This is a genomic window from Macrococcus armenti (assembly GCF_020097135.1).
GTDB lineage: Bacteria > Bacillota > Bacilli > Staphylococcales > Staphylococcaceae > Macrococcoides > Macrococcoides armenti.
In genome coordinates this window covers 718,323-741,469 of sequence record NZ_CP083608.1, presented here as the reverse complement: position 1 = coordinate 741,469, position 23,147 = coordinate 718,323, and the positions used below count along the sequence as shown (strand labels likewise).

19 protein-coding genes are annotated in these 23,147 nt (G+C 31.4%); 1 reads left to right on the top strand and 18 read right to left on the bottom strand.

The features are described from left to right. Nucleotide 1: 1 nt before the first annotated feature. The 18 genes from LAU42_RS03935 to LAU42_RS03850 all read right to left on the bottom strand — a co-directional run bounded on the left by LAU42_RS03935 (nucleotide 2) and on the right by LAU42_RS03850 (nucleotide 22,373). Entirely contained in the window at nucleotides 2–1,123 is a 1,122-nt protein-coding gene (locus LAU42_RS03935) for a glycosyltransferase (protein ID WP_224184389.1), read from the bottom strand. Next, the gene (locus LAU42_RS03930; RefSeq protein ID WP_224184388.1) at nucleotides 1,124–2,308 is read right to left on the bottom strand and encodes a glycosyltransferase; all 1,185 of its coding nucleotides are present in this window, start codon (nucleotides 2,306–2,308) and stop codon (nucleotides 1,124–1,126) included. It abuts the gene before it with no gap. After that, nucleotides 2,308–3,204, bottom strand: coding sequence for an O-antigen ligase family protein (locus LAU42_RS03925; protein ID WP_224184387.1), 897 nt, complete (start codon nucleotides 3,202–3,204; stop codon nucleotides 2,308–2,310). The genes LAU42_RS03930 and LAU42_RS03925 overlap by 1 nt, the downstream gene beginning before the upstream one ends. Nucleotides 3,205–3,418: 214 nt before the next feature. Then, on the bottom strand, nucleotides 3,419–4,696 hold the full coding sequence (locus LAU42_RS03920) for a lipopolysaccharide biosynthesis protein (RefSeq protein WP_224184386.1): 1,278 nt from the start codon (nucleotides 4,694–4,696) through the stop codon (nucleotides 3,419–3,421). Further along, nucleotides 4,659–5,969 (bottom strand): nucleotide sugar dehydrogenase, encoded by a 1,311-nt coding sequence (locus LAU42_RS03915; protein ID WP_420908215.1) that lies wholly within the window; start codon nucleotides 5,967–5,969, stop codon nucleotides 4,659–4,661. The genes LAU42_RS03920 and LAU42_RS03915 overlap by 38 nt, the downstream gene beginning before the upstream one ends. A 7-nt stretch (nucleotides 5,970–5,976) precedes the next feature. Further along, on the bottom strand, nucleotides 5,977–6,987 hold the full coding sequence (locus LAU42_RS03910) for a Gfo/Idh/MocA family protein (protein WP_224184384.1): 1,011 nt from the start codon (nucleotides 6,985–6,987) through the stop codon (nucleotides 5,977–5,979). A gap of 9 nt (nucleotides 6,988–6,996) precedes the next feature. Further along, nucleotides 6,997–8,787, bottom strand: coding sequence for a polysaccharide biosynthesis protein (locus LAU42_RS03905; RefSeq protein ID WP_224184383.1), 1,791 nt, complete (start codon nucleotides 8,785–8,787; stop codon nucleotides 6,997–6,999). A gap of 21 nt (nucleotides 8,788–8,808) precedes the next feature. Beyond that, nucleotides 8,809–9,516, bottom strand: coding sequence for a CpsD/CapB family tyrosine-protein kinase (locus tag LAU42_RS03900; RefSeq protein ID WP_224184382.1), 708 nt, complete (start codon nucleotides 9,514–9,516; stop codon nucleotides 8,809–8,811). 16 nt (nucleotides 9,517–9,532) lie between these two features. Then, entirely contained in the window at nucleotides 9,533–10,210 is a 678-nt protein-coding gene (locus tag LAU42_RS03895) for a YveK family protein (protein ID WP_224184381.1), read from the bottom strand. A gap of 165 nt (nucleotides 10,211–10,375) precedes the next feature. Then, nucleotides 10,376–11,344, bottom strand: coding sequence for a hypothetical protein (locus LAU42_RS03890; RefSeq protein ID WP_224184380.1), 969 nt, complete (start codon nucleotides 11,342–11,344; stop codon nucleotides 10,376–10,378). A gap of 15 nt (nucleotides 11,345–11,359) precedes the next feature. Further along, nucleotides 11,360–12,262: an ABC transporter ATP-binding protein gene (locus LAU42_RS03885; protein ID WP_224184379.1), complete on the bottom strand. Its 903-nt coding sequence runs from the start codon at nucleotides 12,260–12,262 to the stop codon at nucleotides 11,360–11,362. Beyond that, the gene (locus LAU42_RS03880) at nucleotides 12,255–13,604 is read right to left on the bottom strand and encodes a glycosyltransferase (protein ID WP_224184378.1); all 1,350 of its coding nucleotides are present in this window, start codon (nucleotides 13,602–13,604) and stop codon (nucleotides 12,255–12,257) included. Before LAU42_RS03880 ends, LAU42_RS03885 begins: the two co-directional genes overlap by 8 nt. A gap of 17 nt (nucleotides 13,605–13,621) precedes the next feature. Beyond that, nucleotides 13,622–15,436 (bottom strand): hypothetical protein, encoded by a 1,815-nt coding sequence (locus LAU42_RS03875; protein WP_224184377.1) that lies wholly within the window; start codon nucleotides 15,434–15,436, stop codon nucleotides 13,622–13,624. 7 nt (nucleotides 15,437–15,443) lie between these two features. Beyond that, a complete protein-coding gene (locus LAU42_RS03870; protein WP_224184376.1) occupies nucleotides 15,444–18,116 on the bottom strand; it encodes a glycosyltransferase in 2,673 nt (890 codons plus the stop codon). Beyond that, nucleotides 18,113–19,036 (bottom strand): hypothetical protein, encoded by a 924-nt coding sequence (locus LAU42_RS03865; protein ID WP_224184375.1) that lies wholly within the window; start codon nucleotides 19,034–19,036, stop codon nucleotides 18,113–18,115. Before LAU42_RS03865 ends, LAU42_RS03870 begins: the two co-directional genes overlap by 4 nt. A gap of 4 nt (nucleotides 19,037–19,040) precedes the next feature. After that, a complete protein-coding gene (locus LAU42_RS03860; RefSeq protein WP_224184374.1) occupies nucleotides 19,041–20,225 on the bottom strand; it encodes a glycosyltransferase family 4 protein in 1,185 nt (394 codons plus the stop codon). An 11-nt stretch (nucleotides 20,226–20,236) separates the two neighbouring features. After that, nucleotides 20,237–21,046 (bottom strand): ABC transporter permease, encoded by an 810-nt coding sequence (locus LAU42_RS03855; RefSeq protein ID WP_224184373.1) that lies wholly within the window; start codon nucleotides 21,044–21,046, stop codon nucleotides 20,237–20,239. 61 nt (nucleotides 21,047–21,107) lie between these two features. Further along, nucleotides 21,108–22,373 carry a nucleotide sugar dehydrogenase gene (locus LAU42_RS03850; RefSeq protein ID WP_224184372.1) on the bottom strand — a complete coding sequence of 422 codons (1,266 nt, stop codon included), beginning with the start codon at nucleotides 22,371–22,373 and terminating at the stop codon, nucleotides 21,108–21,110. A gap of 254 nt (nucleotides 22,374–22,627) precedes the next feature. On the opposite strand from LAU42_RS03850, the gene LAU42_RS03845 reads away from it, so the two are divergent. Further along, nucleotides 22,628–23,080: a hypothetical protein gene (locus tag LAU42_RS03845; protein WP_224184371.1), complete on the top strand. Its 453-nt coding sequence runs from the start codon at nucleotides 22,628–22,630 to the stop codon at nucleotides 23,078–23,080. Nucleotides 23,081–23,147 lie beyond the last annotated feature (67 nt).

Here is a 23,147-nt window from a genome sequence, read left to right as displayed (position 1 = left end):
ATTAAATTTCCTCCAATTTTTTATATAAATTAAGTAATTTCTGTTCTTCATTTTCCCAATTGCAATTATTAAAAACATAATTTATACCTTTTTGAGATTGTGTATTTATCACATCAGGATTTTCTATGTTTTTCATTAAAATATTTTGTATTTCTTCTAAATTATTTGGATTTACACAAAAGCCTGTTTGTGCATTATCAGTTATAGTTTTCCATAAAGTGAAATCTGTCGCAATAAATGGGAGCCCTGCAGCCATGTACTCAAACATTTTTATAGGTAATGACTCAGCGTATCTTTCATTTTTTTCAAGTAACACCAATCCAAACATTGATTCTATTAATAATGAAACGATTTCTTTTCTATTTAGATGTCCTAAAAATTCGATGTTTTCGTTATGAACCATCGATTTGTATTTAATTTCTTCTTCTTTGCTTGAAAAATTACCTGCAATTTTAAAATTATATTGTGGCAATTTTTGGGATAAGGTAATTATAGTCTCAATCCCTCTCTCTTTACTTAATCCCCCTACATATGTAATCTGCTTTTTTCGATTTTCAAAATTAGTTGCTTTACTTTCTGCAAACTCATTTAATAATGGATAGTTATTAACATCAATCGTGTTTAAATTATACTTTAAAAATTTGTCTCTAATACTTGGTGTAGCTGCAACAACCGCATCAATTTTTTGAGTTATAAATTTTTCATATCTGGCATAAGCAAATGAAATAGGGACTCTTAAATATTTGGGTATATAATTTTTAGCCAATATTTGTTTTGGGACATCTTCATGTGAATCAAATATAATAGTTTTTTTATATTTTTTTAAAGCTAAACAAATTTGAAGTAAATCCGGATCATGGACATGATAAATATCTGCATTTATTTTTAATGCTTCTTTTAATAAGTCTTTTTTTAGATTCAGAAATCTATCTAATCTTCCTTTAATTTGTTTTTTAATATTAATAACTTTCACATCTCCGCTTACATCCCCGTAAGTTATATCATTCCCTAGCAGATATACATCATACTTTTTGGCAAGTGAAGTACATTCTTTTAAATTAATTCTTACATCATTAAGCTTATGAGTAGATGTAATGTGACAAACTTTTATTTTATAACTCAATTAGTTTTCCTCCAAACTTTGCAACATAAATTCAAAAGTTTTCTTTGCATTTAAATCCCATGAGTAATTTAACTTGACATGACTTGTAACATTATTTGAAAGATTTATTTTTTCGTTTATAGACAAATCATTATATTTCATTAATTTAGAATATATATCCATATAATTTTTTGGTCTAACTTCAAACTTTAAGTTGTCAGGTAAGTATGGAGTAATTCCTTCACCTATAACCGAAATAACTGGTAAACCACTAGCCATTGCTTCTAAATATGCAATACCAAATCCTTCTTCATAACTTGGCAAAGAAAAAATATCACTTTTAGAAAATATTTTAATAATATCATTTTTTTCTTTAAAGCCATGAAATTTAATATCATTAATATTATTTTTTTGGACATAGTTTTTTAAATTTGCTAACTCAGGACCATCCCCAATTATTTCATATTTGCATTTAATACCATTATCCTGCAATAACTTAATAGCCATAAGGTTATATAAAACACCTTTACTAGCTTTTAAATTTGAAACACTAACAATCCTCAAATCGTTATTAAAGTTTTTTTCCTGTTTTAAATTATAAGCTTTATCATAGCCATTTGGAATAGAAATAAACTTCCGTTTGCTAGCTATTTCAGGAAACTCCTTTATGAATATATTCTCTAATTTGTGACTAACAAATATTATCCCTTTACTCTTTGATAATATATCATGAATAATTCTTTTTCTGCCTTTATTTTTAATTGTAACCTGCATGTCTTGTCCATGCACAGTAACTATATATGGACAATTATATTTTTCATTTAATTTCATTGCGAATTGTCCATCTGGCAAAGCAACATGAGCATGTATTAAATCTACTTCATTGAAATTATGTCTTACATTTTTTAAAAAATTTATATACATTAAAATTCCAGATTGATTAAATAAAAGCTTTCGCGGTAATGAAAGATATTTTGTATAAATGATATTTGTATTATTTGCTAAGCTATAGTATTTAAAAAACAGTTCAGAATTAAGGTTATCCATATATGATAGGTTTCTAAGAATTGGGAAATAAGGTTTTGGAATTACTACAGTATTTGAATTAACATATTTGTCTAACTCTAGAAGTTGATCCTGTACAAAATTTCCATAGTGTGGCTTTTCTTTAGTTGGAAACATATGTGAAATAGTAATTATATCCATTATGCTACTTCCTTATCATTCAAGTTTTTTAAATAAATAATGCATAAAAGAAAGATTATCCACTCTGGATTAGGCCCATTAAACATAGATGATTCAAACATAGCATATAATGCAATCGCTATTAATAATATCAAAATATAAAATTTATTATTTTTATTAAAAAATACTTTTAAATAAAATGATAATAAGGCAATTAATCCAACTAATCCGTATTTACCAATTATCATTAAATATGAATTGTGGGGAGATATACCCCCAAAATAATCTATTGGTCCAAAAGATATTCCGTAACCAAAAATTAAATGATAATTATTTTTTAAAATAAAAGTATGTATTACATAATCCCAAATTTCAAATCTGATATCTTTACCATTATTTAATTTATTTGAAACCAAATTCACACCTTCATCAAAGTTGATAAACACTAGAGCGAGAAAAGCTATAAATAATATATATGGTAATATAAATAACAACTTGGTTCTGTTACGAATAAAATACAATATAGTTAAAATAATAAACACAGTTATACTATTTCTTGCACCTGTAAATAATACTAGAGATCCTATTAAAACGATGTAGATAATATTTAACTTAATATGTTTATTCATTAATGCAATTGCTAATAAGCATACTAGGAATATACCAAAAGTATTCGGATTTTCAAAAATCCATCTTAAACCATTTGTTCTCGTATTATAGGCTATTTTATAAAAATTAAAGTACTGCAAAACTGTTAAACTTACTACTAAAAACATTGCAAAATAATTAAGTTTAAAGACATGTTTAAATAAGTAGTCCACATTTTCAATATTAGCAATTAAAAGCAAAGGAAGTATTAGGGTAAAAATTAAATTAAAAACACCTATAAGTGTCGCTTCACTCATAATTTGATTCATTATTACTGTTATTAATATAATTGAAGAAAGAAGCAGCCAATATATAAATTCACTTTTATTAAACTTATTCCTGATAAATATAATAATTATTATTAATATGATTGAAATATTAATCAAAGTAGTGAAATTATTAAATATTGCTATTACTGAAGTTGAAAGAAATGATAATAACACCAAAATATAAATAATTGTAAATAGAAGTCTATTCAATTTATCACCTCTTTTTTAATATCAAATTTGTTATCCAAGCATAGAATACGACATTATTAAACAAATTGACTAAAGTATAAATTAATAAAAATTTATAAAAGCTTGTTTTAAGTAAATAACATATTAACATTGCCAAAATTAATAAAATATTTTGACTAATTGAGAATCGAAACGCTACTTTTTGTTTTTTGAATACTAAATAGCTTGCTACTATAGGAGAACCTATAAAGTTGATAATTAGCCAGACTGATAAAATACTTGCAATTTTCCCTGATTCTGACCATGAATCACCAAACAATAATTTAAAAATATCATCTCCCAAAAATAATATCGGAAGAAACGTCATTAATGAAAATAACGTTAAACGAGTAATCATTTTTAAATATTTTCTTCGTATCAAGCCGAAGCTTTTTGTTTCAACATCTATTGATAGTTCTTTTATATAACTTTGAGATAATGATGCACCTATTATAGATAGTGGTGCTTTAAGTAATCTAAAAGTAAATGAAAATAGTCCTAAATAATGAGCACCATAGATATAAGTTATAAACCAGAACACAAAATTATTTACAATTAAGTCAAGCAATGTATGTGGCGCGCTGTAAATAGGATATTCTTTATAGCGGTATAAAGTATTCAAGATTTTTTCATTTATGTTAGCGTACAAAACTTCTAATATAATTGCTTTACTGAATAATATCATTAATATTAGTGAAATTAAGTATCCAAGTATTTGTGAAATGATTAATTCTGACGAACTATTTATTTGTAGTAAATAAGGAAAAATAATTATTCCGAAAAGCGAAAATAAAGTTGGAATAATTATTCTTGAGATTCCCATATTTAAATACTTTTTGTAACTATTTAATAATGAGTATATAAGTTGATTTACAGCAATAAAAAATGAAAGAATAATTAACTCGATATATACAAATATATCAAACTCTATAAATATTCTAACTAGAAAAAGTAAAGAAAGCGACAGCAATGAAATAATAATACTCACGAATAAAATAAGTTTAGATATACTCTTTCTCTCATTATTATCATTGGATATTACAATAGCTTTTTCTAAATAAAGCGTCATAAAAATAACTAGAATAGAAGAATAAGAGAGTATCAGACTAAATATCCCAACATCTGTCGGTGAATATATTCTTGTGATAAGTGGCATGGCAATTAAATTGATTAATTGCCCACCAAATATCCCTATCATCAATGCTATTGTAGAGTTTGTTAACTTATTAAAGTTTATTATATTTGTTATCTTCTGCTTTTGCATAGCTATTTCTCGTATCTAAAATCAAGTTAGATTTATTTAGTATTAATTCATAATCAAAATCACTATGATTAGTCGCAATTAAAACAATATCTGCTTCCTGAATTTTATCCTCAGTCATTTCAACTGTTTCAACCATTTCTTTATTTAACTTAAACTGCCCGATGTAAGGATCTACAACTTCCCACTCAGCATCAGCTTCAGTTAATAAATTCAAAATTGGTAAAATTGGACTTTCTCTATAGTCATCAATATCCTTTTTATATGCAACACCTAATACTAAAACTTTCGAACCAGCAAGCGCCTTTTTAGATTTGTTTAATAATTGCATCATTCTACTTACAACATACTCAGGCATTGAGTCGTTTATTTCACCAGCTGTTTGAATTAATTTTGTATGAATATTATATTCACGTGCTTTATAAGTTAAGTACCATGGATCAATCGGAATACAGTGACCTCCTAAACCAGGTCCAGGGTAGAATGGCATAAATCCATAAGGTTTTGTTGCTGCTGCATCCACAACTTCCCAAACATCAATATTCATCTTCTCACATAACATAGCCATCTCATTAGCTAATGCAATATTAATATTACGGAAAGTATTTTCTAAAAGTTTTTCCATCTCTGCAACTGAAGGTGATGAAACTTCATGAATATCTCCCTCTAGAACATTACGGTACATTGTTGCTGCGACAGCAGTACATTTCTCAGTAATACCACCAACAACTTTTGGTGTGTTTTTAGTTTTAAATTGCTTATTACCTGGATCTACACGTTCTGGAGAGTAAGCGATGAACACATTTTCTCCAACTTTAAACCCTTTTTCTTCAATTGCTGTTTTAATGATTTCCTCTGTAGTACCTGGATAAGTCGTACTTTCAAGTACTACTAAAGTACCTTCTGTAATATGTTCTGCAATAGACTTAGCACTAGATTCTACATACTTCATATTTGGTTGTTTATAAATATCTATTGGAGTTGGAACACAAATTGCAACAGCATCGGCCTCACAAATTTTTGCAAAGTCATTTGTAGCGCTTAGCATACCATCGTTTACGAGTTTCGTTAAATCCTCTGGAATAACATCTCCGATGTAGTTTTCTCCAGCGTTAACTTTATCAACTTTTTCTTGCTGTACATCAAAACCAATAACTTTATATCCTGCTTTGGCCTTCTCAACTGCAAGTGGTAAACCAACGTATCCTAATCCGAGAACTCCGATTGTAGCTGTTTTATTATTAAACTTCTCTATTAATTGTGTATGCATTTTAATTCCACCCTTATATCCAATTTAATTGTTGTTGTTTTTCTGCTGACTCGTACATTTTTAATACTAATTTCAATGATTTTTCGCCTTCTTCACCTGGTACTAAAGGTGTTCTATCATTTTGAATAGCATCAATCATATCTTCTATTATTCTTTGATGACCAGGGGTACCCCAAGGGTCATTTTGAATATTTTCTTTTAATCCTTCAATCTCTTTTTCATCCATACCTTCATATATAATATGTTCAAAGTATAGCGCATTTGCGCCACCAATTTTTACTGTTCCTTTTTCTCCGAAGATAGTAATTGATTCTTCATAATTTTTAGGATAAACAGTTGTTGACGCTTGAATATTTGCGAGTGCACCATCTTTAAATCTTACAATACCGCACGAAACATCTTCAGCTTCGATATTACGTAATCGCGTTGCTTCCATACTAAAAATTGATTCAGGTTCGCCCATAAACCAAAGTAATAAATCTAAATTATGTATCGCTTGATTCATTAATACGCCACCATCATGTGCCTTCGTACCTCGCCAAGGTGCTTGATCATAATATTCTTGCCCTCTATTCCAGTTGACAATACAATTTGCATGTGAGATTTTACCAAGTAAACCTTTGTCCAAAATTGTTTTTAATTCCATAACTACTGGACGAAATCTATTTGGATGAACAACTTGTAATTTCACTTCATTTTTCTTAGCTGCTTCTATCATTATTTTTGTGTCTTCAAGCTTCATTGCAATTGGCTTCTCAACAATAATATGTTTTTTAGCCTCAGCAATTTCTACTGCTAAATTTGCATGAAAGCCTGATGGCGTACAAATACAAACAACATCAACATCTGATTTAAGCATATCTGATAATTCTGTATAGCCTTTTGCACCATATTCATCAATGTATGGTTGCATCATACTTTCAACTTTGTCACATACTGCGACTAATTCTGCACCTTCAATATTACTAATAGCTGTTGCATGTTTTTTTGCGATAAAACCGCATCCTACAATACCAAATTTCATAATTTCCTCCTATGTATTAATAAATTCAAGTAAGTCTGCTTTTAAGTCATTACTTTCCAACAATTTAGGAATCATATTTTCAATTGAAGTTAAATCTACATTTTTCGCTTTGCCGATATAAATTTTTGGATAGACTTGTTCTGGATGAATTTCATCTTCATTAAGTAATTCTTCAAATAATTTTTCACCAGGTCTAATGCCTGAAAACTCTATTTTTATATCGTTTTCCGTAAAGCCACTCAATTTAATCATATTTTTTGCCAAATCTACAATTTTAACAGGCTCACCCATATCAAGCACAAAAATTTCTCCACCATTAGCGAGTGCACCCGCTTGAATTACTAAACGAGAAGCTTCAGGTATTGTCATAAAATATCTTGTCATTTCAGGATGTGTAACTGTAATAGGTCCTCCTTCTTCAATTTGTTTTTTAAATTTCGGAATAACAGACCCTCTTGAACCTAAAACATTCCCAAACCTAACAGCTACAAAACGAGTAGAATTACTTTGAGCATCTAATGCCTGAATCACCATTTCAGCTACACGTTTAGTAGCTCCCATTACATTCGGAGGATTCACTGCTTTATCAGTAGAAACGAGAACAAACCTCGAAACACCTGCATTCAATGCAGCCTCAGCAGTATTTTTAGTACCAAGAATATTATTCTTTACAGCTTCAGTTGGGTTATATTCCATTAAAGGGACATGTTTATGAGCCGCTGCATGATAAACAATATCAGGCTTATACTTACTAATCTGTTCAAACATTCTTTCTCTATCCTGTACATCTGCTATAACTGGTATTACTTCAACACTACCAAGTAACTTACTATTTAATTCTTCATTAATTAAATAAATTGAATTTTCACCATGCCCAAGTATTATTAGCTTTGCCGGTTTATATTTAACGACTTGACGACATATTTCAGAACCGATGGAACCACCGGCACCTGTAACTAAAATAGTTTTCCCAGCTATTTGATCCGAGATACCTTCATCATCTAATTGAACAGGATCACGTCCAAGTAAATCTTCAACTTCAACTTTTTTCAATTGGGAAACTTCTAATTTCCCTGCCATGACATCGTCAATGTTCGGCATTATTAATACTTCTGTACCTGTATCTGTAGCTATTTTATGAATCTCTTTTAGTTTATTCTTTTCTAAACTAGGAATTGCAATAACAATCTTTTTAATGTCATATTTATTAACTAAGCTGTGAATGTCTTTAGTTGCACCTCTAACTCGTATACCTTCAGTTAATTCAATGTTCTTTTTATTTTTGTCATCGTCTACAGCAACTACTGGTTTCATTCCCATAGCTGGTGTTGTAAGCATTTGATGAATTAATAAATTTCCACCCTTTCCTGCTCCAACGATTAAAGTTGGAATAAGTTCAAAATTTTTATTTAATATTTGACTTCTTAAAACACGCCAACTAATTCTAGACCCACCAATTAATATTAAATGCATCATCCATGTAATAAATATAAGTCGCATAAAAACTTGACCGTTTATGAAATACGCTAAAATTATTGTAAGGATTATACTTGCTGTTACTCCTTTTACAATCGCTAATAACTCTCTAACACTTGCATATTCCCATGCACGATGGTAAAGATTAAAAATATATGCAAATAAATGGTGACTAAGTAATAAAATTATTGAATATATTAATAACGAGTTATAGTCGTTTTGAGGAAAAAAAGGTTTAAGTATAGAAAAACAAAAATAAACAGAAAGTGATACTATTAATGAGTCTAAAAAAATTAAAAACATCGTTCTTGCTTTAGCATCCATTATTAAAACCCTTTCCGTTAATTATTTTCCGTAATACTCATAGTAATAATAATCATCTTTACCAGACTTCTCCACATTATTTAATACTACTCCTAGTATATTAACATCTGATTTTTCAAGAACCTCTTTAGCTTTTAGTAAATGATGTTTATTATTAGTTTCTACATTTGTAACAATAATTGTGCCATCGACTACTGTTGACATAATTACAGCATCTGTAACTGCTAAAACAGGCGGCGTATCTATAATTATCATATCAAAGTATTGTTCAAAACTTTGAATTAAATCTTTAAACTTCTTAGAAGATAACAACTCACTTGGGTTTGGCGGAATCGGACCTGATGTCATAATTGATAAGTTTTCTACTTTCGTGTTTTGAACAGCTTGCTCCAAATTAATTTGATCAGTAATCAAGTTTGAAAGTCCAAATACATTTTTCGTTTCAAATGTGTAATGAACTGTCGGCTTACGTAAATCTCCATCAATTAAAAGTACGCTCTTACCTGCTTGCGCATATGCAACGGCAATGTTTGCCGCAGTAGTAGATTTACCTGCTGAAGGAGCAGCAGATGTAACCACTAATTTTTTAATTTCATTATCTACTCCTGAAAACATAATGTTTGATCTAATCATTCTATATTGTTCACTAATCGTTGATTTAGGATATAAGTGCGTAATTAATTTTCTTTCTTTAGTTAGATTAGTTAATTTACTCTTTCTTTTAAACATCTTTACACCATTCTTTCTATTTTAAAGTTTTCTCATCAAAGTGAGGAATCATTCCAATAACAGGTAAATTCAATATTTCTTGAACGTCATTTTCAGTTTTAACACGTTTATCAAGTAAGTTATTAATAATAATAAGTGCTAATGAAATAATAAGCCCCAGTATTAACCCAATGATTGTATTTAATAATGGTTTTGGTTTTACAGGTGACGCTTTTAAGTTTTCATCTGCTTTTGTTAATACAGTAACATTGTCAGTTTTCATTATTTTCCCAACTTCTTTTGAGAATACATGTGCCGTTTCATTTACAATCTTAGCTGCATCTGAATAATTTTTAGCGTTTGCGCTAATTGTAATTACTTTTGATTGTGTTGCATTTGAAACTGAAATCTTTGAAGCAAGATCATTGTTAACGTTTAAGTTTTTTGCTACTTTATCTAGTATAACTGGTGATTTAATAATTTCATTGTATGTATTGATTAATTGTAAATCAGTCTGGTTTGCTTGAAGTTCAAATTGTGTTTTGTCTTCCTTTGAATTAACAAGAATCTGCGTCGACGCTGAATACGTCGGTTTAATTAAAAAGAAACTTACCGCAGCAGCAATCAATGCACCAAGCAAAGACAAACTCACAATAAACTTCCAATTTCTCTTTAATAAATTCAATAATTTCGAAATATCAATTACTTCTTCCATATTTGCCTCCTAAAGACCTATTTATTTTCTACTCTTAATAATATCATAATATTTATTTGTATAGACTGATAAATTAAAAATTGCTTTAGTTTTACACAAATATAAACAAAATATTATTAATGTTTACAAAAAAACAGTAATGCAACAGCACTACCGCTTCATCACTTACTTTCTCAATAAGCCCTTCACCCAACTCAGGAACCCATTATCTCCTGAAGACGATACTATCTCACTATTAACATGATGAACGACAACATCATCCACCAGATCATTTGTTTCTTCAACTGGCTTGTATTCATTCAGAAACAAAAACGCATCATCCGCTTCTAGCCCCTTCTCATACACAACCATATCTATATATTTCAATGTATTCTCTTTCGTCGGTGGATTATGTCCTCTAATTTCATCTTCATAAATAATAATATTCACTACATCTTTATCTAAATTTAGTTCATCCAACTGTTTTTCAAACGGCGATAAGTGATACTTCATATCCCCTTCACAAAATCTATTCTGAAAGTAGTATGCTTTAGGTACATATTGAAATTGTTTTATCATTTCGATAATCGATAATCTTACTTTATAAATATTCTGTATCGTTGATATGTCTATGCCTCTGAACACTCTTTCGAATAATTTAACATATGCACTTCTTTCATACTTCATCACATCTGTCTGCGGATTATTCACGATAGCCGTCGCATCCTTATGAAACGTCGCTAATCCTAATGCCATAAATCCTCCTGCAGATGACCCAAAGTAATATACATTTTCGTCTTTAATATCTAGTACATGACTTATCTTCTTAGCGATAATTGAATAGTCTATCAAGTAATGTCTATTTTTATTCCCTACACCCCATCCTATTCTAAGCGGGCTATTATGAATTGTTTTATCGTCTATAAATACTGCGCTGTACGTCATATCTTCAACCCAGTTAGATCGCATGAATAATGGTGGCTTTTTCTTACTTGGATCTATCGCTCCATTCGAAAACACAACGAGTTTATCACTTGTTTCTTTCAAAGCAAGTTTTATATAGAAATTTAAGCCTTCACTTTTAATGACGACACGCTGATTGTTGTGTTCCTCAAGAAAACTACGATTTAAATCCTTCACATCGATTGAAGCCATAAACACTCCCCTTACTTACTGAATTATTTGTAACCACGTACAAACTGCAAACAAACAAAACGATGCAATGCCAACGATTGGTTCAAATATATCTCGTTCTTCTTTTACGCGTTCTAGTTTTCCCCACTGTTCCTGCTGTTTCTGGATCATTTCTTTTTTATATGCAAGCTGTTCTTCTTTCGGCTTCTTCTTATATACATTCATATACTTTGTATAATTTGCTGTAACTGTACTGCAATCACCGTATTCTTTTACTTCCCCAAACTGCAGCCATAATGCTTTATTACACATCTTTCTAATTTGTGCTGATGAGTGCGATACGAAAAAGATTGTAACGCCTTTTTCCTGGAATTCTCTCATTTTGTCGATACATTTATTAGAGAATGTCGCATCTCCGACTGATAATGCTTCGTCCACAATTAATACATCTGGCTCAGTATGTATTGCGATTGCAAACCCTAATCTTGCTCTCATTCCGCTTGAATATGATTTGATTGGTTGATATATAAACTGATCCAGTTCAGAGAACGCTACGATGTCATCGAATTTTTCATCGATTTCCTTCTCACTCATCCCGTGCATTAAACATTTCATTTTTATGTTCTCAACACCTGTTAAGTCATTGTTAAGCCCGGCAGATATTGCAATCAGTGAGCTTTTACCATCGATTTCTACCGTTCCAGTTGTCGGTTGTGTTACTTCTCCGAGTATATTTGATAATGTTGATTTTCCTGATCCGTTCAGTCCAACGATTCCTACTGAATCGCCTGCCTCAACATCAAATGATATGTCACGTAGCGCATAGTATGGTTTTTCTTTGTATAGATTACCGAATGTAAAGAGCTGGATAAGTTTATCTTTTTTACTTGTATTTAAGTCGTATATTTTTGAAACGTTTCGCACTTTCACTTTAGGCATTTGTCACACCTGCTTTCTGTTTCACATACTGCTTATTTATCCATGCTGTCTCTTTTTGTTCGACAGCTTCATATGTTTCAAATAGTTTTTCCTGTTCAACTGACCAGTTGTATTTAAGTTTCGCAGTTTTACAGTTTTCTTTCATTTGATGGTACAATTCCTGATTTGATAATAATTCATTTACAGCATTCGCTATTGCTTCTGTATTATGGCTGTCTACGGCAATTCCAACTTGTTCACCTTCAACGACTTGTTTTACTTCAGGGAACGCGCAGCTGACAACAGGTACGTGCGCCATAATATATTCAAACAATTTGTTGCTTGATGCTGAATAATGGTTGAAACATATATTCTGTAATACCTGGAATCCGATATACGCTTCTCTCGTATGCGATGGTAAGTCTTTAAAGTGGACTTTCGGAATAAATTTAATGCGTTCTTTCGCACTGCTTTCTGCTGCGCGTCGTTTCAGTTCTTTCTCTAGTTTTCCACCACCAATAAACACGAGCGTTCCTTCTTTTATTAGAGGCATCATTTCAATAAGACGTTCTAGTCCACGTCCTTCTTGTAGTCCTCCTTGATAGAGCAGAATTTTTTCGTTTTCAGGAAGTCCGAGTTGTTCATGCAAATTAATTTTACGTTTTTCTTCAATATTGTATAGTTCAGAATAGTTATAAAGCGTTCTCGGATAAAATCCATATAATTTTTCATTATGTGCTGCGCGTGTATGATTTTCGACCATCATTTCATCAACGAAGTTCAGCATAAATGATTCATAACGTTTGATTTTTTCTGGTTTATATCCAGTTCTTGATGTTTGTACTTCATGTGAATCATATACTAATTTTTTTGGTTTTAATCTGAACTTTGAACAGATGATTCCTTGAGGTAATGTGTTCAGATCATTTGCGTGGTATATGTCTGAATTTTGTTTATAGCCTGCTTTTATCATTCTGAATATGATTGCAGCGTTTACGAAGTGTTTTCTGAACTTACGTAATTTAAATGTTGCAAGTGCCATGAGCATACATGATGCGAAATAAATCAGGAGCATCCAGTTAATATATAAAAATGCAGCGCTAATAACAGTTGAAACTGCGCCAACTGTTAATAGAAATTTATTTTTATCGCGCTGATAGCATGTTATTACCAATGGATATCGCTTAACACGCGTCACATGGAAATGATCGTTTACCTTTTCAAATTGTTTTACATTTATATCTTTCGGATCATCTATTGCGATAAGATTCACATCATATTTATTTGATAATGCTGTACATTCACGATTAACGCGTGCATCATTCGTGAAATGGTTCCATACAAACATCGTTACTTTCTTCATAACTTCCACCTACACTTCTATACAATTTCTATACTTACTTTCCCTGCTTTAGCCCACGATATTTTATCAAAGTCTTTTTTATACGTTACAGTAATATATAATTTTTTGCCTTTTTGGATTGTTACGTGCTGTCCTTGATATAAATCTAAAATATCGTATTCTTCGTTATTAAGTTTTACAAATATATTCCCTTTCCCTAACGGATTATTGTAATGGCCTTTTACATTTATCGTTAATGGTTGTTTCGTAACATTTTTTATGCGTGTTTCATACTTCTGTCCTGCTTGTATCGGTAATACAGGCTGGAAAGCATTGTCCGTCTGCTCAATATTTGCACTATGTTTAATCACGATGTCGTTTGATACTTTGTTCATTGTTTGAAGTGCTTGTAATTGTGCTTGTAATGTTGTCGATTGTTTATATAAATCCTCTTTTTCATTTATCGGATAAAATAAAAGTACTTTCCAGAAATGATATATGATTTGTTTGAATAATTCGTTCTGCGCTCTCACATCAATCGGCTGTGATGCGATTAAATACATGAGTTTACGGCAATTGAAAAATGCAAACTGATCAAACACGCCATCTGTTTCTTGGACAATATTACTGTGCCAGTTGCCCATGCGTTGTTCATGATAATGAATGTCTGCAATAAAATATCCTTTTGAAGTAATCGCATGAACGTCAGTACACGTTCTCTTTAAGAACGGTTCTATAATTTGTGCTTTAAAGTCAGGTAATGCCTTTAAACTGTCAGGCGCTTTAAAGTGAATGATACGATAATATGCATCAAAATCATTATCGTTATAAACTTCAGTATTATATACTTTTTTACCCATTTCGAGAATTGTAGAGCGAATTTGCAGTTTATCCTTATATTGACTTAGTTGAGTATATTCATACGCAAGCGTTGATGAATGCGCTGATTCAAACTTATGGTTATATGCTTTTTTGAACTGCTCTGTTACGGCTTTACGATTCATCATCAGCATATGATGATTTAAGTTTAAGTCATCCGTAATTGTTTCTACAATTTTTTTGTCATTCGCATATGCTTTTTTTGCGAATGCTGTTTTGTTTGGATTATCGCTAATGTATGTAAGTAAAGGTAAATTTCTATCATGCATTATCGATAACGAAACACGGGAATCTATACCACCTGTAAATGATAAGAACGTATCTTTATCCTGCAACCATTTACGCTCTTCATTTAAATATGGCAGCAATGCTTTTAATATTTGGTCATTATCCTTTAACGTAAACTGCTCATGTGGGAAGAAACGGACATTTGTTTTACTTTCCATATCTCTATAATTGTTTGGAATAAGTTTATAAATGCCTTCAAATTTTGTGTAATCTAAAAAGCCATTTACTTTAAAGTTTCTAAGTGGATATGTCGTTTCATAATACATCTGGTCAAACGTATATACGATACGTGCATGTGACGCTAACGTATTCGTCACTTCGCTGTAACAAATACTGCGCATCGTCGTTGCATCCGGATATACTTTAACCGTTTTATCGTCACATACGATGAGTACAAATCGTCCACCAAGTTCATCAAGATACGTATGGAACTGTTTTTCATTTGCGTAACATTGCGCTAGTTCCTCTGCAATTTGTTCATCGATTTTATTTGCATCTTCTATATGTAGCGCATATCCAAGAATGAGTGTACGAATGGATTCATGTTTCCCTTCTGATACGTTTAAATCTTCACTGCAATATAATAAGAAGTCATTAAGTTGTATCACCTTTGCTTTATCTACTGAGGCATTCGTCTCTTTCGTAAGCAAATATGACTTGTGATATTCATAACCTTGAAAAAGCATATTATCCCTACTTTCTGTAGTTCACTTCTTTACTTAATTGGTCAATCATTAATTCCAGGTCTTTGTTTTCTGGACGTTTAATACCATCGTATAAATGATATATATCTAAAAATCTTGTAATTGCATCATGTCGGTCTTCTTGTTTAATACGATCTAAGCGTATTAAATACCATCCTCTAATATAGAAATTGAAGCGATTTTCCATATAACTATCAAGTAATCCATGACGTTTCAGGAATGGAATTCTCTCCACTTCAAGTTTGTAATATTTATCGAAGAACTTTTTAGATATTGTATTTGTAACACTTCCACTTACAGCAGCATAATACATATGAATGAACTCATTGACAACAAGTGCATTTCTTGAATTCAGCATAAGTTCCTGGAAGAACATCGTATCCTGGCCTGCTGCCCCTTCAATCATTTTTATATTATTGTCTTTAATGATTTCTGACTTGATTAATAGTGCCTGAATGCTTTGTGCTCTTAATCCACTCTGCTTCATGAATTGGTGTGTGTCTGTAATTAATGGTTCATCATTGTTGAATTTTTTTGCCGTCGCATAATAATTAAAGACTGAACGCCTTGTATTATCTTCTTTTATAATATTACCGATTGCCATATCAATGTCCGGATTTTCCTGCATGCGTTCAAGTAATATACGATAGCCATCACCAGTTGCTTCATTATCCGGATCCAAATATGTAATATAAGGCGTCGACGCAAGTTCTGCTCCCTTATTTCTCGGTCTTGATGCACTACCTGAACCCGCTTCAAATTCATAATAGACGATAGAAGGATTCTGTCTTCTTAAACGGTTAATAATTTGAATTGTTAATGGGTCCGTACTGCCGTCATTCACAAATATTATTTCCATATTGTCATATATACTTGAACGTTTTAAAGAGGCCATACATTTATCTTCCAAGTATATACCGTTATTATGAATTGGAATGATGACGCTTAATCGTTTTTCAGCCGTCATATTCACTTCATTCTGAAGAATCTCAGACATATCCAGTGCATAACCTTTTAAATTGTTTTCCTTCATTGTTTGAACGTCAAACATCGTTAAGCCTTCATTTTGTTTCGTCGTATACGCATGATGTTCATTTACATCCATCGACTTCGTTACGAAATCAACATCCGTATATTTAAACGCACTTAATAAGTCTTCTAAATAATATTCCTCATAAAAATATGCATCTTTAAAATACGTTACAAACCCTGTTTGAACGTTCATCTCATCAAATGAACTTTTAGTAATGAGCTGTTTATTCATATAACTTTGATGGTCAAACTGTTTTTGAATCTCTTGCGTGATTTCATCTACTACTACATAGATCATCGGTTCAAAGTTAATGCTTGTATCATGCTTAATGCCGATTTCATTAATCATTTGTTCCATTCGATGATACGTTGTTTCACTGCGCATGACATTACGGATGCCTTTCGCCTGAATTTTATTAATTTCTCGCTCGCTTAACTGATTAAAAATTTGCGCAAAATCTTTCTTAGTATTTAAAATAAACACATTTGGAAATTGATTATTTACGCCGGTTGAGTAGTTAGATAATAATATATTTCCGAACGCCTGTAGTTCAAAGACACGATTGGCAAACATCGTCTCAGAATATTTCACTGAGTTTACATTGATTGCCCATCTGAATACTTTATGAATCTTCTGTAGTTGTTCATGTGATAATGGGTACGTAATGTTTTGAATGTACTTAACTGGGAAATGATATCTTTCTCGATTTAAGTGCAGGTTTCGGTCAAATATCGTAAGTTCTGTATCGTTTTCTATAATAGCATCAAACATTCTTGCAATTTCTTTGTTTCTTGTCGGATATTTCTGCAGCCAGCTTCCGGCAAAAATTACTTCATCTTTGTACTTTCTGCTTAATTTTGATCGTGTTCCTACAGGATTATGATAATGCGGGTTAATACCAAACTGAATCACATTTACTTTATCGTTTCCAGTATAATCGATATAGTCTTGCTTACTTTCAACTGCTGATGTGTATATGTAGTCACAATATTTAGCAATTTCTTTAAAGACGTTAAAGTTAACCGGATCCTCTTTAGAATAAAAGACGACAGGCGTCCCGTTTTTCTTTAAAGTTTCGATTAATCGATATAAATGCTGTCTCTCTTCTGAATTACTGCTCGCAACTTTTTGCCAGCTACCATCTATACCGTTCCATATCGTCGCAATAATAACAAAATCAAAGTTCAAATCAATATTCGTATAGTCATAAGGAATGTAATGTAAATTGATGACATCTTTATAGCTATTATATAGAAATTCATCTGCAACGATACCGACATTCAAATCGATTTTATTGAATATTCTACTACCATTTGAGTTTGGTAATTTATCAAGAAAAGGTGCAATTGGATCCATAAAATCTTTTTTACCTTTTTTATTAAATTGTTCTAAATAGTCAACAAATTGCCCACTGTCCTTCTCTTTTGCGAATAAGTTCATCGCAAGTTTAAAATCATGGTTAAACATATCGATATAATCTTTATATTTATTAATTCTTTCACGTTCAGCTTGATATGGTAACTTTTCACTATTTGTTATTTCCAGCTGCATCGTTTCATTATCAATATCTTGTTTTAGTATGTTTTTTATTATGAGATCATGGTAATTATTATCACTATTAAACTTCATCGCTTTTTACCACCTTTTTTACGACGTTCCCAAATTTTCACTTGAATAGATCCAAGCTTCGACTTCTTTAAGTTTTGATATAAAGTTTCGATTCTATCACGTTGCTCACTTGCTTTAATTAACTGGTTTCTCAAACTGATATTTTCGTTTAATAATCGTTTCACGACTGATTGCGTAAGCTCAGTCTCATGGATATAACAATAATTCATATGCTCAGAATAAATTGTTTCATCCGATTTTTCATCTATTTGTACCGAATATGATGCAGCACTATTACTAATCCAGCCAGTACGTTCACCTTGCTTAACCTTTAATCTACCGAGTTCAGGGTATGCAGCAATAATAGTGAAAGGACGGTTAAAGTCAAAATAATGTTGATCTAAAGCTTCATTAAATTTTGAAGATGAATAAACGATCGTTTGTTCAATCGTTTCATCTTCAACTTCTAATGCCACTTGATGTGCAACGTATTTAGATTCTACAATTGCAAGCATATTTTTTCCTTTATATATAACTTCCATACGTTCACCTTTGTAAAAACAGTAAAAGCGACTCGATAAGTTATATGCATTAAATGCTAACTGGTAATCTTTCTTGTCATCGATTAACAAAGATAATTCCGAAGTTTTATATTGTGTTAAATCAATTTCAACTTGCTCATGCTGTTTACGATACAGTAATAATGAATCCTGTAATTCGACCCAGCCGATTAACATGCTCCCAGACTGGAGCAATACAGTAATATGACCGTCTGTATCATCGATTGAAATTGCTTTTAAAATTGAATAGTTGTAATCACTAATATCACCGATATGATGTGTTCTTTCCTTATCCGAATATATACGTGTTCCTTCAGACTCAATAATTAAATAAAAATTAGAATATCCGATACTACGACTTAAAATATGCTGATTATCCATAATTTCACTCCATAAACTCAATAATTTTATTTATATTCTCATGCCAGTTGAATTGCGCATGCGCTAGTTTTAATGCATTGGCAGAATGTTGCGCTAATAGCATATGATCATCTCTGTAATTTTTGACTGCGTTAACGATATCCTGAGCAGAAGCGAATGCTTTCGCATAGCCGACACCATTTTGATTAATTAATGTATTCGTATCTCCTGCTAAGTTTGTGATAATTGGTAGACCCGTACATATCGCATCTACAACTTTACCTGGTAGAACATTCAATAACACTTCATTTTCTTTAAGTATCGATAATGCGACATGATGCTTCGATGTGAACGATAAACACTGCTGTTTACTTATTGGTGGTATTGCTTTAACATACTTAAGATTTTCTGATGTTATAAAATCTTTAAACTGTCTGCTATTTACCCCATAGATCACAGCATTAAAATAAATTTTTTCCTGTTCAAATAACAGTGCGATATTTTTTAACATCGTGACATCTTGTGCGTATCCGATGTTCCCCGTATATACGACTGTAAAAGTATCAAACTTACGTTCTATTTCAAATTCACCTGGATTTACACCATTTGGGATGTAAAGCATCGGTTTAAATACATTCATGCTTTCAATATGACGCTTGAATGATACATTGTTTATTACTATTTTATCGGCGCTCAAATACATTTTCTTTTCAAGTCGTTTTAAGACGGGCATGAAAAAATCAATATTTATTCTGTCAATCGCTACTACACTATCCGGCCATAAATCACGTACTTCTAAAAGCTTTTCCGGCTTTAATTTACCTTGAAAGAATAACGCACCCCATGGTACAAAAATATTTGGGCTCGTTACATATAAATAGTCGAACTTATGGTGTGCATGTTTTACAAAGTAATGGACTTTCATCATAAATTCCATATAATACATCAGCCTGCTGGACATGCTGTTTTTATGTTTTTTATGACTCATCTGCAATCTTATAACTTTATAGTCCGGTGCTGCATTAAGCTCGGCATTATTATAATATGATTTATCCATATACATATTCTCATTCGGATAAGATGGCTCTGTCGTAAGTACATGCACTTTATATCCTTTAGATTCAAAATGCACATATAAGTTTTTCATCCGATTTGCTGCTGATCCAATTTCAGGGTAAAAATTTTGCGTAACGAGTAACAAACGCTTCATAATAAAACTCCTTATAAATAATCAACCAGTTTATTTCTAAATTTAAAGTGAATTTTACTGCCTAACACTAGTAGGAAAATCGATAATGACCAGAAATATAAATGATCATACATCGTTCCATAAAACACTTCAGAATTATCTACAAAAGCATTTCGATAAACACCTAACAAATATGCAAATGGGTTTAAAGCTACAATCTTAACGAGAATATGATTTGCACTATGTACAGACCAGAATACAGGCGTTAAGAAGAAACCCATTCTAATAATATTCTGTAAAATGTTCTTCATATCACGCACTAAAATAATCAGCGTACTCATAATTAAAGAAATACCGAAAATAAGTGCATAACTTGCAACTATAAAATAAAAGAACCATAAATAATGAAACGCCGGAACATATTGATTGTATAAAGATAATGCAAAAACGATGCTCGTCGTAATCAATAAATTGATAAGCGCATTGACAAATGAAATTGATATCAATGTGCTGGATGGAAACTTCATCTTTGTAACTAAGTTCAATTTCCCTAATATAGCATTAGAACCTGCATTAATAGATTGTGATATAAACAACCACGGGAATAAGCCGGAAATTAAATGCGTAATAAACGGTATACCATTCACATCCTGATGCGTCCCTCTTAAACCTAATCCGAAGACAATATAGTATAATGCGACTTGTAATGCAGGTTGTAAAATATTCCAGAACACGCCTAAGTAGTGATTAGAATATTGACTTTTCATATTATAAATTGATAGCTTAAAAATTAAATTGACATGCTCAATTTGTTCACGTATTACATTAATAATATTCTTCATATTAAAAACCTCAATCCAAAATAATCTCTCACAAAATAAACAGAATACTAGCGTATTCTGTTTATTTTAAATCTTTCATTGTATATAAATTACCATAATTAAAGTAATGTACGTCATTAAATTTGGATTTCATAACATTTTTCGTATCGAAAATAACTTTATCCTTCATCGCAGCAAAGTCATTATCGTTCATCTGTTTAAACTCACTATGATCACTTAATACAAGCACGAGTGAACTTCCCTCAACCGCTTTCGTTAAATCCGCTTCAACCCATGATAACTTCACGTGAGGATCATATGCGACTACATCCAGATTTGAATCCTGTTTTAACATTTCATAAATATCAAATGCAGGAGACTCACGAATATCATCAACATCTCCTTTATATGTTAAACCAAATACTGTTACTTTATTACCATTTAATTTCGTAAGCATTTCTTTCGTATGTTTTACGACATATTCAGGCATCGAAACGTTAATTTCTCTTGCTAACTTAATTAACGGTGAGTTTTCAGGAGACTCTGCGATAATAAAATATGGATCTACCGCTAAACAATGACCACCAACACCAGGACCAGGTGTATGTAAGTTTACACGCGGATGCTTATTCGCCATTTCAATTACATCATGAACATTAATCTCTAAATCATGACAAATTTTAGCAAGCTCGTTTGCAAGTGCGATATTCACATCACGATAAGTATTCTCCATTAACTTACTCATCTCAGCAGTCTTCGCCTGAGTTTCAATCATCTCACCTTGTACGAAAGTACCATATACTTTCTTACCAGCTTCAATACAAGCAGGCGTTATACCACCGATAATACGATTGTTATGAATCAGTTCGTGCATAATTTGACCAGGTAATACACGCTCTGGACAATGAACTAAATAGATGTCTTCTCCAATTACAAAACCTTTAGATTCTAAATAAGGTTTTACGTGGTCATCCATCGTACGAGGTGCGATAGTAGATTCTACAATGACAGTGTCACCCTTTTTAAGTAAAGGAACGATGCTTTCAACACCACTCATTACGATAGAAATATCACATGACTTATTCTCATCGTTATTGTTTGGCGTTGGAACGGCGATAATATATGCATCTGCTTCTTCAGGTGACGTAGATGCTTTAAATTTACCTGATGCGAGTACTTCTTCTAACGCTTCCTGTAACCCAGGCTCTTCGATATGAATTTGACCGTTGTTTAATTTATCAACAGCCTCCTGTTTAATATCAACACCCACAACGTTAACGCCGTGTTTTGCAAACATAATAGAAGTTGGTAAACCAATATATCCTAATCCAATAGTCGTTAATTTCAAAATAATCCATCCTTTTAATTTAAAATACTTTAAATGTTAAGTAATAATTTTTATCTATTTCAACGGTAGTATAGCTTAAGAAAAGTATGAATTGTTAAGATTAAAGAAATCTTAAACGCAAATTTACCGTGCGTTTAAGATGTTTACATTACATTTACATTCGGATATATTATTGTAATTTATGTATTTTTATTTTTAATTTGTATATAATAATACCATTGTATTATTACAATAATATTATCGGAGGTAATTCAATGTATTTGCATAAATTTAAAATAAAACTTATTTTTCTAATAATATTGTTCAGTTTCGGATTAACGGCATGCAATAACAATGAAGATGTAAAAACGAAGGAAAAAGAAACGAAGCAAGATCAACAAACCCAGAAATTTAAATCAGAAATAGTAGGAAAGCCATTCGTGCTAGACCTTACAGGTGTTGTAATGGAAGTTATATTTACGAAAGATGGTAAAGTTACGGACCATGAAGATGTTCAATACGGCGAAACGATATATAAAGTTAACGGTAATAAAATTAGAATAGTTGATCGAAAATCTACAGATATTGAGATCAAGTTTAAAAAAATAAATGATAAATATTACGAAGGCGCTTTTACCAAAATTAATTTTAATGACGGAGAGTCGGTTTTAGAAGCAGAAAATATGAACAAAGCGACAAATATCGTAACGTTAATATTAGATGAATAATAAAAGGCAACGAAAATTGTGTATTTGACCCCCTTTAAACTTTAGTATTTTGTTACTGCAATATATG

What these genes read in the sequence shown, in the direction of transcription:
- LAU42_RS03880 (WP_224184378.1), bottom strand. Translation starts at nt 13,604, where the DNA reads ATGAAGAAAGTAACGATGTTTGTATGGAACCATTTCACGAATGATGCA.
- LAU42_RS03910 (WP_224184384.1), bottom strand. Translation starts at nt 6,987, where the DNA reads ATGAAATTTGGTATTGTAGGATGCGGTTTTATCGCAAAAAAACATGCA.
- LAU42_RS03870 (WP_224184376.1), bottom strand. Translation starts at nt 18,116, where the DNA reads ATGAAGTTTAATAGTGATAATAATTACCATGATCTCATAATAAAAAAC.
- LAU42_RS03860 (WP_224184374.1), bottom strand. Translation starts at nt 20,225, where the DNA reads ATGAAGCGTTTGTTACTCGTTACGCAAAATTTTTACCCTGAAATTGGA.
- LAU42_RS03855 (WP_224184373.1), bottom strand. Translation starts at nt 21,046, where the DNA reads ATGAAGAATATTATTAATGTAATACGTGAACAAATTGAGCATGTCAAT.
- LAU42_RS03900 (WP_224184382.1), bottom strand. Translation starts at nt 9,516, where the DNA reads ATGTTTAAAAGAAAGAGTAAATTAACTAATCTAACTAAAGAAAGAAAA.
- LAU42_RS03865 (WP_224184375.1), bottom strand. Translation starts at nt 19,036, where the DNA reads ATGGATAATCAGCATATTTTAAGTCGTAGTATCGGATATTCTAATTTT.
- LAU42_RS03890 (WP_224184380.1), bottom strand. Translation starts at nt 11,344, where the DNA reads ATGGCTTCAATCGATGTGAAGGATTTAAATCGTAGTTTTCTTGAGGAA.
- LAU42_RS03845 (WP_224184371.1), top strand. Translation starts at nt 22,628, where the DNA reads ATGTATTTGCATAAATTTAAAATAAAACTTATTTTTCTAATAATATTG.
- LAU42_RS03920 (WP_224184386.1), bottom strand. Translation starts at nt 4,696, where the DNA reads ATGCAAAAGCAGAAGATAACAAATATAATAAACTTTAATAAGTTAACA.
- LAU42_RS03925 (WP_224184387.1), bottom strand. Translation starts at nt 3,204, where the DNA reads ATGAATCAAATTATGAGTGAAGCGACACTTATAGGTGTTTTTAATTTA.
- LAU42_RS03930 (WP_224184388.1), bottom strand. Translation starts at nt 2,308, where the DNA reads ATGGATATAATTACTATTTCACATATGTTTCCAACTAAAGAAAAGCCA.
- LAU42_RS03875 (WP_224184377.1), bottom strand. Translation starts at nt 15,436, where the DNA reads ATGCTTTTTCAAGGTTATGAATATCACAAGTCATATTTGCTTACGAAA.
- LAU42_RS03905 (WP_224184383.1), bottom strand. Translation starts at nt 8,787, where the DNA reads ATGGATGCTAAAGCAAGAACGATGTTTTTAATTTTTTTAGACTCATTA.
- LAU42_RS03885 (WP_224184379.1), bottom strand. Translation starts at nt 12,262, where the DNA reads ATGCCTAAAGTGAAAGTGCGAAACGTTTCAAAAATATACGACTTAAAT.
- LAU42_RS03895 (WP_224184381.1), bottom strand. Translation starts at nt 10,210, where the DNA reads ATGGAAGAAGTAATTGATATTTCGAAATTATTGAATTTATTAAAGAGA.